This is a genomic window from Burkholderia sp. AW33-5 (assembly GCF_053427615.1).
Genome location: NZ_JBSAXA010000020.1, coordinates 89,499 through 102,412, shown reverse-complemented (window position 1 = coordinate 102,412; position 12,914 = coordinate 89,499). Strand labels below are relative to the sequence as shown.

Genomic DNA, 12,914 nt, shown 5'->3' with positions numbered 1-12,914 from the left:
AGTAGATTATTTAGATAGGCTGACCTTGCTTCATAATCAGGGCGGATTTTTGAAAGAATTCGGTAAGGCAGTGTCAGGCGACAACACCGACCGAACTGACCTAAGACTTTTCCGTGGCCGTTTGGCAAGTGAGTTCTCTTTTATCCTAGAGGCAAGGAGAACTCGATGAAGAAGCGATTTACCGACGAGCAGATCATTCGGATCTTGCGCGAGGCCGAGAGCCGGGACGAGCCGGTGAAGGATCTGTGCAAGCGCCACAACATCTCGGAGCAGGCGTTTTATCGTTAGTGCAACGAGTTCGGCTGCATGGATGTGGCCGACACCCGTCGGCTCAAGGATCTGGAGTTGGAGAATGATCGGCTCAAGCGCCTGATCGCCGAGCAGATGCTTGTCATCGACGGCCTGAAGCAGTTCAGCCAAAAAAATGATCACCCCGACGGGCCGGCGCGAAGCGCTGGAAGTCCTGACTCGGCGGGGGCTCTCGCAACGTGATCCGCCACTGCTATCCGCGAATGCCGACCCGATACCGGGTCGTCTGGCGATAGGTCTGGCCCGGATGAAGGATGGTTTCGTCGCGCAACGCGTCCATGTTGACCTGGTTCGGATAGAACCCGGCTTCGACGCACAGTGCCGCATGCCGCACGCACGGGACGCCGCCGCCCACGCGCACGCCATCCAGATAGTTACCCGTATAGAGCTGCAGCCCGCGCTGATCCGTCGACACGGTGAGCTCCCGACCGCTTTCCGGATCGTAGATCGACGCGACGGGCCGCACGCCGCGCGTAGGGTCGCGCAGCACGTAACAGTGATCGAAGCCGCGCCCGCGCGCGAGCTGCGCATGCGGCCAGTCGAGGCGGGCGCCGATCGGCGCGCTCTGCCGGAAATCGAACGCGGTGCCGGTCACGTCGGCCGTGCCGGTCGGGATCAGCGCGTCGTCGACTTCGACGAACGCGTCGGCGTCGACCTGCAGCAGGTGGCCGCGCACGTCGCTGCCCGTGCGTCCGCTGAGGTTGAAGTAGCTGTGATTCGTGAGGTTCAGCGGGGTCGGCGCATCGGTTCGTGCCGAATAGTCGATCGTCAGCGTGCCGTCGTCGTCGAGCACGTAGCGCACCTGCACGCTCACGTTGCCGGGGAATCCCGCATCGCCTTCCGGCGAATCGAGCCGCAGCGTCAGCTCGCCGCGGTCGTCGATCACGTCCCAGCGCGCGCGATGAAAGCCGCTTGCGCCGCCGTGCAGCAGATTGCCGTTCTCGTTGCGGTCGAGCGTGTAATCGATGCCGTCGAGCGTGAAGCGCGCGTCCGCGATCCGGTTGGCCCAGCGGCCGACCGTCGCGCCGAGGTACGCACCCGATTCGAGGTACTCGGCCGGCGTGTCGTGCGCCAGCACGATATCGGCGAAGCGCCCGGTGCGGTCGGGGGCGAGCCACGACACGACGGTCGCGCCGAGATCGCTGACGACGACGCGCATGCCGTGCGCGTTGCGCAGCGTGTAGCGCCGCACCGGGTCGCCGCCGGGCAGCGTGCCCCACGGTTCGGACGGAATGCGGCCGACGTCGGATGCCGGGCGGGGGGAGTCGGTGTCGATATGCATGTGTGGGTTCGCTCGTGAGCGGTGAATTCAGTGAGCCGATGCCGCGCGTTCCTGGTACTCGCGCGGCGTGCAGCCGAGTTCGCGGCGAAACACCGCGTACATGTATTGCAGCGACGTGAAGCCGCAGCGGATCGCGACTTCCGCGCTCGACGCATTGCGGCTCGCGAGCAGCGCCTGCGCAGCCTCGATCTTGTGACGCAGGATTTCCTGGTGCACGGTGCGCTGCAGTTCGCGCCGGAAGTGCTCTTCGAGCAGCGAGCGCGACACGCCGACATAGTCGGCGACCTGTTCGGTCTTGATCCCCTGGCACGCGTACTGCCGGATGAAATGCCGGGCGCGCATCACGTGCGGGCTCGTGAGCGGCTGGTGGCGCGTCGATTCGAGCACGTTGATGCCGACCGGCGGCACGAGGATGCGCTGCCCGGGAAACCTCGCGCCGCGCAGCATCCGGTGCAGCAGGTGCGCGGCGGTGCGGCCCATTTCCTCGGTGCCCTGGATCACCGACGACAGCGGAATGCGCGTCAGCGTGCGCGTGAGCGGATCGTTGTCGATGCCGATGATCGCGACCTGTTCCGGCACCGCGATGCCGGCGAGCAGGCACGCCTGCAGCAGATGCCGCGCGCGCGCATCCGTGACCGCGATCACGCCGACGGGCTTCGGCAGCGCATGCAGCCAGCCGATCAGCTGCTCGATCGCGTGATTCCAGCCCGATGCGCTCGTCGACACGCCGCGGTAGATCGGCGCGTCGAGCCCGTCCGCGCGCGCGAGCCGGTCGAACGCGAGCTCACGCTGCTGCGCCCAGCGGTTCTCCTGCGCGACCGGCAGGCTGTACATCGCGAAATGCGCGAGCCCCGCGCCGATCAGGTGCGTATAGGCGAGCGACACGAGCTTCGGGTTGTCCGTCGCAATATATGGGACGCCCTCCGGGTACTGCGCCGGATCCTCGTACGACGAGCCGACCGCGACGATCGGCAGCGGCGAGCCGGCGAGCGCGTCGGCGACGGCCGGATCGTCGAAGTCCGCGATGATGCCGTCGCCGTCGAAGCGTTCGATGCCGGCAAGCCGGCAGCGGAAGTCGTCTTCGAGGAACAGGTCCCACACGACGCGCGTCGTGTGCAGGTACTGGCCGATGCCGCTGATGATCTCGCGGTCGTAGACCTTGTTCGCGTTGAACAGCAGCGCGATGCGGTGCGGCGTCTGGGCGGAAGAGGCACGGGTCATGTCGGTCTCGGGGCGGGCGCCGCTCGGGCGTCTCGCCATTGTCTCCGGGGCGCGCGGGCGGTGCCGCGCGGTTCTCTGGTGTCCGGCGATTGTAGGACGGAACGCACGCCGCGCGCAGCGGCTGGCAAGAAACGTTAAGCGTGCTGCGCAATTTCGCAATTGCCGGCCGGCAGGCGCGCGGGCACGATCCAGCCAACCGGATTCGGCCGCGTGCGTCATCGCGACGCGCGTTGCGCTGCAACAAGACCCAGCACGGAGACACCATGTCGTATTTCGAACACATTCCCGCCATTCGCTACGAAGGTCCGCAGTCGGACAACCCGCTGGCGTACCACTATTACGACCCCGAGAAACGCGTGCTCGGCAAGACGCTCGCCGAGCATCTGCGGATCGCGGTCTGCTACTGGCACACGTTCGTATGGCCGGGGCACGACATCTTCGGGCAAGGCGCGTTCCGGCGGCCGTGGCAGCAGCCGGGCGACGCGCTCGAACGTGCGCGGATGAAGGCCGATGCCGCATTCGAGTTCTTCACGAAGCTCGGCACGCCTTTCTATACGTTCCACGACACCGACGTCGCGCCGGAAGGCGACAGCCTGCGCGAGTACGCGGCCAATTTCGCACGGATGGTCGACTATCTCGGCGAGCGCCAGCAGGCGAGCGGCGTGCGACTTCTGTGGGGCACTGCGAACCTGTTCTCGCACCCGCGCTTCGCGGCGGGCGCCGCGACGAATCCGAACCCCGACGTGTTCGCGTGGGCGGCGACCCAGGTGCGCCACGCGCTCGACGCGACACACCGGCTCGGCGGCGAGAACTACGTGCTGTGGGGCGGCCGCGAAGGGTACGAGACGCTGCTCAATACCGACCTGAAGCGCGAGCGCGATCAGTTCGCGCGTTTCCTGTCGATGGTCGTCGAGCACAAGCACCGGATCGGCTTCAAGGGTGCGCTGCTGATCGAGCCGAAACCGCAGGAGCCGACCAAGCATCAGTACGACTACGACGTCGCGACCGTGCACGGCTTCCTCGTGCAGTACGGACTGCAGAACGAGATTCGCGTCAACATCGAGGCGAACCATGCCACGCTCGCCGGCCACTCGTTCCATCACGAGATCGCGAATGCGTTCGCACTCGGCGTGTTCGGCAGCGTCGACGCGAACCGCGGCGATCCGCAGAACGGTTGGGATACCGACCAGTTCCCGAACAGCGTCGAGGAACTGACGCTCGCGTTCTACGAGATCCTGCGCCACGGCGGCTTCACGACCGGCGGGATGAACTTCGACGCGAAGGTGCGGCGCCAGAGCATCGATCCGGAAGACCTGTTCTACGGCCACGTCGGCGCGATCGACGTGCTCGCGCTCGCGCTCGAACGCGCGGCCGTGCTGGTCGAGAACGACCGGCTCGATGCGCTGCGCCGGCAGCGCTACGCGCAGTGGGACGACGCGTTCGGCCGCAAGATCCTGTCGGGCGGCTATACGCTGCAGTCGCTCGCGGACGACGCGCTCGCGCGCGGCGTGGACCCGCGGCATGTGAGCGGCGCGCAGGAGCGGCTCGAGAACATCGTGAACCAGGCGATCTACGGGCTGCGCTGACGCCATGTACATCGGACTCGATCTCGGCACGTCGGGCGTGAAGGCGGTGCTGCTCGACCGCGACGGTGTGGTGCGGGCGAGCGCGAGCCGCCCGCTGACGGTGAGCCGGCCGCGGCCGCGCTGGTCCGAACAGGCGCCGCGCGACTGGTGGGACGCCGCGTGCGGCGCGCTGGCCGCGGTCGTCGATGAGGCGCGCGCGGCCGACATCGATCCGCGCGACATCGACGCGCTGGGACTGACCGGGCAGATGCACGGCGCGACGCTGCTCGATGCGCACCGCGACGTGCTGCGCCCCGCGATCCTGTGGAACGACGGCCGCGCGGACGCGGAGTGCGCGGAACTCGAGCGGCTCGTGCCCGCGCTGCGCGCGGTGACGGGCAACGTCGCGATGCCGGGCTTCACCGCGCCGAAACTGCTGTGGGTGCGCCGCCACGAGCCCGACGTGTTCGCGCGCATCGCACACGTGCTGCTGCCGAAGGATTACCTGCGCTACCGGCTGACCGGCGCGTTCGCGACCGATCCGTCGGATGCCGCCGGCACGCTCTGGCTCGACGTCGCGAAGCGCGACTACGACGATACGCTGCTCGCCGCGTGCGGGCTGTCGCGCGCGCAGATGCCGGCCGTGTTCGAGGGCAACCGCGTGACCGGCACGCTGCTGCCGGCCGTCGCGCGCGCGCTCGGGCTGCGCGAGATTCCGGTGGTGGCCGGCGGCGGCGACAACGCGGCCGGCGCGGTGGGCGTCGGGATCGTGCGGCCCGGCGACGCGTTGCTGTCGCTCGGCACGTCGGGCGTCTATTTCGCGGTGTCGGACGGGTTTCGCGCGAACCCCGAATCGGCGGTGCACAGCTTCTGCCACGCACTGCCCGATACCTGGCATTTGATGTCGGTGATGCTGAACGCGGCCGGCTGCATCGACTTCACCGCGCAACTGGCCGGTTACGACGGCGTCGCGGCGCTGCTCGCCGATGCCGAGGCGAACGCACGCGCCAGCCGCCCGTGGTTCCTGCCTTACCTGAGCGGCGAGCGCACGCCGCACAACGACGTGAATGCGAAGGGCGTGTTTTACGGGCTCACGCCCGACACGCAGCGCGCGGATCTCGCGAACGCAACGCTCGAAGGCGTCGGCTTCGCGTTGCTCGACGGCATCGATGCGCTGCATGCGGCAGGACTCGCGCCCGACGGCATCACGGTGATCGGCGGCGGCTCGCGCAGCGCGTACTGGGCGCAGATGCTCGCCGACCTGAGCGGTCGCGCGCTGACGCTGCGCGCGGGCGGCGAGGTCGGCCCGGCGCTCGGTGCCGCACGGCTCGCGCATCTCGCGCTCGAACCGGATGCGTCGCTCGACGACGTGTGTCCGCAGCCGCCGATCGTCGCGGTGCGCGAGCCCGATCCCGCGCGACACGCGTGGTATCGCGACGCGCGGCGGCCGACGTTTCGCGCGCTTTACCGCGCGCTCGAGCCGGTGTTTGCGACGGGCGCGTGACCGGCGCTTCGCCGGCGCGATCCCGTGCTTTGCAGTGACTCGATGCGGGCGGCGCATTCCCGCGGCCGCCCGGTGTTCGTGAGTTGTCCAATAACAAGGAGTGGAGACATGAAATCCGTGACGCGTCGTACCGTATTGAGTTCCCTTGCCGGCGCCGCAGCGCTGGCGCTCTTCGCGCTCGGCGCGCCGCTCGCGCATGCGAGCAAGGACAAGCCCGAGATCGGCTTCTGCATCGACGACCTGCGCGTCGAGCGCTGGTCGCGCGATCGCGACTATTTCGTCGCGGCCGCGACGAAGCTCGGCGCGAAGGTGTCGGTGCAGTCGGCCGATGCGAGCGAGGAGCGGCAGATTTCGCAGATCGAGAACCTGATCTCGCGCGGCGTCGACGTGATCGTGATCGTGCCGTTCAATTCGAAGACGCTCGGCAACGTCGTCGCCGAAGCGAGGAAGGCCGGCATCAAGGTCGTGTCGTACGACCGTCTGATCCTCGATGCGGACGTCGACGCGTACATCTCGTTCGACAACGAGAAGGTCGGCGAACTGCAGGCGAAGGGCGTGTTCGATGCAAAGCCGAAGGGCAACTATTTCCTGCTCGGCGGCGCGCCGACCGACAACAACGCGAAGATGCTGCGCGAGGGCCAGTTGAAGGTGCTGAAGCCGGCGATCGATCGCGGCGACATCAAGGTCGTCGGCCAGCAGTGGGTGCCCGAATGGAGCGCATCGACCGCGCTGCGCATCGTCGAGGATGCCCTCACCGCGAACAACAACCGGATCGACGCGATCGTCGCGTCGAACGACGGCACCGCAGGCGGCGCGATCCAGGCGCTCGCCGCGCAACACCTGGCCGGCAAGGTGCCGGTGTCGGGGCAGGACGCGGACCTCGCGGCGGTCAAGCGCGTGATCGCCGGCACGCAGACGATGACCGTCTACAAGCCGCTGAAGCTGATCGCGAGCGAAGCCGCGAAGCTCGCGGTCGATCTCGCGAAGGGCACGAAGCCCGCGTTCAACGCGCAATACGACAACGGGAAGAAGAAGGTCGACACGGTGCTGTTGCAGCCGACGCTGCTCACCAAGCGCAACGTCGACGTCGTCGTGAAGGACGGCTTCTATACCCAGGCCCAGCTCGCGAGCCAGTAACGGCGCGACGGGCAGGATGCATGCGGCCGGCCAGGTGCGGCCGGCCAGGTGTGGCCGGCCGCATGCTCACTGCGAGGCAATGAACGTATGACCGAACCCTTGCTGACGATGCGCGGCATCGTCAAGGCATTCGATGGCGTGAAGGCGCTCGACGGAATCGATCTGACCGTGCGGCCCGGCGAGTGCGTCGGGCTGTGCGGCGAGAACGGCGCCGGCAAGTCGACGTTGATGAAGGTGCTGTCGGGCGTCTACCCGCACGGCACGTGGGATGGCGAGATCCGCTGGGAAGGCGCGCCGCTCGTCGCGTCCGGCGTGCGCGATACCGAGCGCGCGGGCATCGTGATCATCCACCAGGAATTGATGCTCGTGCCCGAGCTGTCGGTCGCGGAGAACATCTTCCTCGGCAACGAGATCACGCTGCCCGGCGGGCGCATGCACTACGCGGAGATGGTGCGGCGTTCCGAGGCGCTGTTGCGCGAGCTGCGGATCGACGCGATCAACGTCGCGCAGCCGGTGATGAACTACGGCGGCGGCCACCAGCAGCTGATCGAGATCGCGAAGGCGCTGAACAAGCGCGCGAAGCTGCTGATCCTCGACGAGCCGTCGTCGTCGCTGAGTGCGGCCGAGACGCGCATCCTGCTCGACATCGTGCGCGACCTGAAGCGCCGCGGCGTCGCATGCGTGTACATCTCGCACAAGCTCGACGAAGTCGATGCGGTGTGCGACACCGTGACCGTGATCCGCGACGGCCGCCACGTGGCGACCGAGCCGATGCGCGGAATGACGACCGACCGGATCATCGCGATGATGGTCGGCCGCGAGATCCGCAACCTGTATCCGCGCGAGCCGCACGAGATCGGCGACGTCGTGCTGGAAGCGCGCAACGTGACCTGTCACGACGTGGCGAACCCGCGCCGCAAGCGCGTCGACGACGTGTCGTTCAGCGTGCGGCGCGGCGAGATCCTCGGCGTCGCGGGGCTCGTCGGCGCCGGCCGCACCGAGCTGATGCAGGCGATCTTCGGCGCGTATCCGGGCGCGAGCACGGCGAGCGTGCGGATGAACGGCCGGCCGCTCGCGATCCGTTCGCCGGCCGATGCGATCCGCGCGGGCATCGCGATGGTGCCCGAGGACCGCAAGCGTCACGGGATCGTGCCGCAGCTCGGCGTCGGCCACAACATCACGTTGTCGGTGCTGCGCCGTTTCGCCGCCCACGGGCGGATCGACGCGGCCGCCGAACTCGACGCGATCCGCACCGAGATGCAGCGGCTGTCGGTGCGTGCCGCGCATCCGTTCCTGCCGATCGCGAGCCTGTCCGGCGGCAACCAGCAGAAGGCGGTGCTCGCCAGGATGCTGCTGGCCGACCCGCAGGTGCTGATCCTCGACGAGCCGACCCGCGGTGTCGACGTGGGCGCCAAGGCCGAGATCTACCGGCTGATCTTCGCGCTCGCGCAACGCGGCGTCGCGCTGATCGTCGTGTCGTCGGAGTTGCCGGAAGTGCTCGGGCTCGCCGATCGCGTGCTCGTGATCGGCGAAGGCGAGCTGCGCGGCGATTTCGTCAACGACAGTCTCACGCAGGAACAGATACTCGGCGCCGCGCTGAAGCCCGCGCGGCAGCCGGCCGAACCCATTGCAGCGAGTGCCACATGAATAGCGAACTTTCCTCCTCGTCCGCCGTGCCGCCGGACGCCGACGCGCGCCGCACGCATCGCCATCCGCTTCGACAGATCTTCGTGCGCTACAAGGTGCTCGCGCTGCTGTTCGCGGTCGCGGCGATCTGGGTGTTCTTCTCGGTGCTGACCGACGGCGCGTTCGTCACGCCGCGCAACGTGTCGAACCTGCTGCGGCAGATGTCGATTACCGGGATGCTCGCATGCGGGATGGTGTTCGTGATCATCGCGGGCGAGATCGACCTGTCGGTCGGCTCGCTGCTCGGGCTGCTCGGCGGCATTGCGGCGATCCTCGACGTCAATCGCCACTGGCCCGTGGCCGCGACGGTGCCGGCCGTGCTCGCGCTCGGCGTGCTGGTCGGGTTGTTCAACGGCTGGTGGTCGACCTACCGGCGCGTGCCGTCGTTCATCGTCGGGCTGGGCGGGATGCTCGCGTTCCGCGGCATCCTGCTCGGCGTGACGGGCGGCTCGACGATCGCGCCGGTGTCCGACGGCTTCGTGTTCCTCGGGCAGGGCTATCTGCCGCGCGCGGCCGGCGACGGCCTCGCGGTGCTGCTGTTCGCGCTCGTCGCGCTGCTGGTCATCCGGCAGCGCGGCACGCGGCACCGCTATCGGCTCGCGGTCGCGCCGCTGTGGCAGGACGTCGCGAAAGTGGTCGGCGCCGGCGCGGTGCTGTTCGCGTTCGTCGCGACGCTCGACCGCTACGGCGGCATCCCGGTGCCCGTGCTGCTGCTGCTCGCGCTGCTCGGCGCGTTTTCGTGGATCGCGACGCAGACCGTGTTCGGCAGGCGCATTTATGCGGTGGGTTCGAACCTGGAGGCGACGCGGCTGTCGGGCGTCGACACCGACCGTGTGAAGCTCGCGATCTTCGCACTGATGGGGCTGATGTGCGCGTTCGCGGGCATCGTCAACACCGCGCGGCTCGCGGCCGGCTCGCCGTCGGCCGGCACGATGGGCGAGCTCGACGCGATCGCCGCATGCTTCATCGGCGGCACGTCGATGCGCGGCGGGTCGGGCACCGTCTATGGCGCGCTGATCGGCGCGCTCGTGATGGCGAGCCTCGACAACGGGATGTCGATGCTCGACGTCGACGCGTAGTGGCAGATGATCGTCAAGGGGGCGGTGCTGGTGCTGGCGGTGTGGATCGACGTCGTGTCGCGTTCGAACCGGCGGTGAGGCTGTCCGCGTGGAGGCGCTTGCCGCTCAGCGCAGCGGCGCGCCCCACGCCGCCGTCACGTTGCCGCCGAGCCGCCATTCGCTGAACGGGCGACGCGGTGCAATGATCGCCGGCAGGCGGCGATCGCCGAAGCGCGCGTAGTACGGTTCGACCCAGGCGAGCTCGTCGCGCAGCGTCCACGGGAACAGGTCCTGGCGGATCGGCGTGATTTTCGCGAAGCTCGCGGGATCGTCCACCGCGTCGATCACGAGATTCGCGAGACGGCCGATCGCGTGATCGTTTTCCCGATAGAGATCGATATGGCGCCGCTGCACGAGTTCGGCCGCGAACACGAGCGGCAGCAGCGCGAACGTGTGGTAGTGCAGCGCGCGGTTGCCGCGTTTCACTTCGCGCGCGAGCGCCCCGTCGGGGCCGATGTCGCGAATGCCCTCGCGCACGCTCAGCAGTCCGGAATCGACGAGGTTTGCGTTGTCCGTCACGGTGCCGATCGCGATCAGGTCGAGCCCGGCCCAGTACACGAGATTGTTGTGCAGATGGTTGATCGCCTCCGAATCGCGGGTGGCGATCGCGATCCGTTCGAGCCACGGACCGATTGCATCGAGCCGCGCGCGGTTCGCGTCGCGCACGTCGCGCGGCATGCGCAGGATCACCATCGCGAAGTCGGTGCCGGCCCACGAACGCTCGTAATAGCCCTGATAACCGGAGATCGGCTCCATCAGCGCGTCGGCTTGCGCCCAGCTTTCGAGCAGCGTCACCGCGCACGACCAGTTGCCGTTGTCGGCCGACGCATTGAGCCGCGCGATGAAATCGCGCATCGGCTTCACCGCGCGCGCATAGCCGGCCGCATCGTCGTAGTAGCCGGGGGGATCGATGCGCGTGACGGGGGCGGGCACGTCGCACGCACGCGCAGGCGGCACGGCGCACGACAGTGCGGCGGCGGCCAGCAGCATGGCGAACAGCGGGCGTTTCGTCGGATGGCGCATGCGGGCCTCGTCGATGACGGTGAAAGGGCACGCAGGCCGTGGCGGGCCGAGCGGCGAGCCGCGCCCGCTTATGCGAGGGACGTGCCGCACGCAGTCTAGCGTCGAGGTCTTTCATCCGCCTTTCTCGATGAACGCCTGTTGCTCGACATCCGCCTTGATGAAATCGACGAAGGCGCGTAGCGGAGCCGGCACGAAACGCCGCCCCGGATAGTACAGATACGGGCCGGAGAACGGCCGCCACCAGCCGTCGAGCACGGGCTCGAGCGCGCCGCTCGCGAGATGCGGACGAAGCCAGTCTTCGTAAAGATGCACGATGCCGAGCCCCGCACAGGCGGCGTCCACGACGAGATCGACGGCGCCGCCGATCTGCACGACGAGCGGCCCCGACGGCTCCACGCGGACCACTTCGCCGGCGCGCTCGTATTCCCACGCCGGCATCGCGCCGCTCGCGAACCGGCCGCGCAGGCATGCGTGATCGAGCAGTTCGCGCGGATGGGTCGGACGGCCGCGACGGTCGAGATAGGCGGGCGCCGCGGCGGTGGCGAAGCGTTGCGAACGCGGGCCGATGGGCACGGCGATCATGTCCTGTTCGAGGCGCTCGTCGTAACGGATGCCCGCGTCGCAGCCGGCCGCGAGGATATCGACGAAGCTTTCGTCCGCCACGATCTCGAGCCGGATCTCCGGATACGCGTCGAGAAAGCGCGGGACGATCGACGGCAGCACGAGCCGCGCCGCGCTCGTCGGTACGTTGAGCTTCAGCGTGCCGACCGGCCGCTCCCGAAACGTATTGACGACGTCGAGCGCCGCCTCCACCTCGCCCAGCGCCGGCGCGAGCCGCGCGAGCAGGCGCTCGCCGGCTTCGGTCGGCGCCACGCTGCGCGTCGTGCGGTGCAGCAGCCGCACGCCGAGTTGCGCTTCCAGCCGGCGTACCGCTTCGCTCAGGCCGGACGCGCTCGCACCGATCGTGCGGGCACCTTCACGAAAGCCTTTCGCGCGCGCCACCGCCACGAACGCGTTGAGATCGCCGAGATCGACTTGCATTGTTCGCCCTTTCGTACAGGTCGTGCGGATTATGACCGGTTATCGCGCAGCGCGTCGCGGCGTAACCTGCGGCTCATTCATTCGCCACAGGAGCACGATCATGTCCCCCGTCGTCCAGTCCGGCACGTTTTCCATCGCGGGCCGCCGCGTTCACCGCATCGGGTATGGCGCGATGCAGCTCGCCGGTCCCGGCGTGTTCGGCCCGCCCCGGGACCGCGATGCGGCGCTTGCCGTTCTCCGCGAGGCCGTTGCATCGGGCGTCGACCACATCGATACGAGCGACTTTTACGGCCCGCACGTGACGAACCGGCTGATTCGCGAAGCGTTGCATCCGTATCGCGACGATCTGCTCATCGTGACCAAGATCGGCGCGAGGCGCGGCGAAGACGGCTCGTGGCTGCCGGCATTCTCGGCCGAAGCGCTCGCCGCCGCCGTGCAGGACAACCTGCGCAACCTCGGTCTCGACGTGCTCGACGTGGTCAATCTGCGGATCATGTTCGACACGCACGGCCCGGCCGAGGGCTCGATCGAGGCGCCGCTGTCCGCGCTGGCCGAACTGCAGCGGCAAGGCTTCGTGCGGCACATCGGGCTGAGCAACGTCACGGCCGCGCAGGTCGCGGAAGGGCGCCGGATCTGCGACATCGTCTGCGTGCAGAACCACTACAACCTCGCGCACCGGGACGACGACGATCTCGTCGATGCGCTTGCCCGCGACGGCATCGCCTACGTACCGTACTTTCCGCTCGGCGGCTTCAATCCGTTGCAGTCGTCCGCGCTCGACACCGTCGCCGCGCGGCTCTGCGCGACGCCGATGCAGACCGCGCTCGCGTGGCTGCTGCGCCGCGCGCCGAACATCCTGCTGATTCCGGGAACGTCGTCGGTCGCGCATCTGCGCGAGAATCTCGCCGCCGGTTCGCTGGCGTTGCCGGAGGATGCCGTGCGCGAACTCGACGGCGTCGTGTCCGCTCGCGGTTGAACCCGGTGCGGCCGTCGCGCGGCGGATGCCCGAAGCGACGCCGGCACGGGAC

9 protein-coding genes and 2 pseudogenes are annotated in these 12,914 nt (G+C 68.4%); 7 read left to right on the top strand and 4 right to left on the bottom strand.

Features of this window, described 5'->3' with window-relative positions:
• Nucleotides 1-165 precede the first annotated feature (165 nt).
• Nucleotides 166-490: pseudogene (locus ACV22V_RS25675) on the top strand (transposase); the annotation flags it as partial.
• A gap of 12 nt (nt 491-502) precedes the next feature.
• Here ACV22V_RS25675 and ACV22V_RS25670 read toward each other — a convergent pair.
• Together ACV22V_RS25670 and ACV22V_RS25665 are read right to left on the bottom strand one after the other, a co-directional pair.
• Nucleotides 503-1,591, bottom strand: a complete 1,089-nt coding sequence (locus tag ACV22V_RS25670) for an aldose epimerase family protein (protein WP_448015876.1) — start codon at nt 1,589-1,591, stop codon at nt 503-505.
• Between the two features lie 27 nt (nt 1,592-1,618).
• Nucleotides 1,619-2,812, bottom strand: coding sequence for a XylR family transcriptional regulator (locus ACV22V_RS25665; protein WP_448015875.1), 1,194 nt, complete (start codon nt 2,810-2,812; stop codon nt 1,619-1,621).
• A gap of 263 nt (nt 2,813-3,075) precedes the next feature.
• Here ACV22V_RS25665 and xylA point away from each other — a divergent pair, with 263 nt between their 5' ends.
• The 5 genes and pseudogenes from xylA (at nt 3,076) to ACV22V_RS25640 (ending at nt 9,861) form a co-directional block, all read left to right on the top strand.
• A complete protein-coding gene (xylA, locus tag ACV22V_RS25660) occupies nt 3,076-4,398 on the top strand; it encodes a xylose isomerase (RefSeq protein ID WP_223964915.1) in 1,323 nt (440 codons plus the stop codon).
• A gap of 4 nt (nt 4,399-4,402) precedes the next feature.
• Complete coding sequence (xylB, locus tag ACV22V_RS25655) at nt 4,403-5,881, top strand: xylulokinase (protein WP_448015874.1); 1,479 nt, start codon at nt 4,403-4,405, stop codon at nt 5,879-5,881.
• 108 nt (nt 5,882-5,989) lie between these two features.
• Nucleotides 5,990-7,018, top strand: coding sequence for a D-xylose ABC transporter substrate-binding protein (gene xylF / locus ACV22V_RS25650; RefSeq protein ID WP_059536104.1), 1,029 nt, complete (start codon nt 5,990-5,992; stop codon nt 7,016-7,018).
• A gap of 87 nt (nt 7,019-7,105) precedes the next feature.
• The gene (xylG, locus tag ACV22V_RS25645; protein ID WP_448015873.1) at nt 7,106-8,665 is read left to right on the top strand and encodes a D-xylose ABC transporter ATP-binding protein; all 1,560 of its coding nucleotides are present in this window, start codon (nt 7,106-7,108) and stop codon (nt 8,663-8,665) included.
• Nucleotides 8,662-9,861: pseudogene (locus tag ACV22V_RS25640) on the top strand (sugar ABC transporter permease). Before xylG ends, ACV22V_RS25640 begins: the two are co-directional and overlap by 4 nt.
• Before the next feature lie 27 nt (nt 9,862-9,888).
• Here ACV22V_RS25640 and ACV22V_RS25635 read toward each other — a convergent pair.
• Nucleotides 9,889-10,845: a mannuronate-specific alginate lyase gene (locus ACV22V_RS25635; RefSeq protein WP_448015872.1), complete on the bottom strand. Its 957-nt coding sequence runs from the start codon at nt 10,843-10,845 to the stop codon at nt 9,889-9,891.
• A gap of 111 nt (nt 10,846-10,956) precedes the next feature.
• Nucleotides 10,957-11,886 carry a LysR family transcriptional regulator gene (locus ACV22V_RS25630; RefSeq protein WP_059700959.1) on the bottom strand — a complete coding sequence of 310 codons (930 nt, stop codon included), beginning with the start codon at nt 11,884-11,886 and terminating at the stop codon, nt 10,957-10,959.
• A gap of 100 nt (nt 11,887-11,986) precedes the next feature.
• On the opposite strand from ACV22V_RS25630, the gene ACV22V_RS25625 reads away from it, so the two are divergent.
• A complete protein-coding gene (locus ACV22V_RS25625) occupies nt 11,987-12,862 on the top strand; it encodes an aldo/keto reductase family oxidoreductase (RefSeq protein WP_448015871.1) in 876 nt (291 codons plus the stop codon).
• Nucleotides 12,863-12,914: the final 52 nt, after the last annotated feature.

Excerpts from the sequence above, each read along its gene's own strand:
- xylA (WP_223964915.1), top strand. The coding sequence starts at position 3,076 with ATGTCGTATTTCGAACACATTCCCGCCATTCGCTACGAAGGTCCGCAG.
- xylB (WP_448015874.1), top strand. The coding sequence starts at position 4,403 with ATGTACATCGGACTCGATCTCGGCACGTCGGGCGTGAAGGCGGTGCTG.
- xylF (WP_059536104.1), top strand. The coding sequence starts at position 5,990 with ATGAAATCCGTGACGCGTCGTACCGTATTGAGTTCCCTTGCCGGCGCC.
- ACV22V_RS25635 (WP_448015872.1), bottom strand. The coding sequence starts at position 10,845 with ATGCGCCATCCGACGAAACGCCCGCTGTTCGCCATGCTGCTGGCCGCC.
- xylG (WP_448015873.1), top strand. The coding sequence starts at position 7,106 with ATGACCGAACCCTTGCTGACGATGCGCGGCATCGTCAAGGCATTCGAT.
- ACV22V_RS25630 (WP_059700959.1), bottom strand. The coding sequence starts at position 11,886 with ATGCAAGTCGATCTCGGCGATCTCAACGCGTTCGTGGCGGTGGCGCGC.
- ACV22V_RS25670 (WP_448015876.1), bottom strand. The coding sequence starts at position 1,591 with ATGCATATCGACACCGACTCCCCCCGCCCGGCATCCGACGTCGGCCGC.
- ACV22V_RS25665 (WP_448015875.1), bottom strand. The coding sequence starts at position 2,812 with ATGACCCGTGCCTCTTCCGCCCAGACGCCGCACCGCATCGCGCTGCTG.
- ACV22V_RS25625 (WP_448015871.1), top strand. The coding sequence starts at position 11,987 with ATGTCCCCCGTCGTCCAGTCCGGCACGTTTTCCATCGCGGGCCGCCGC.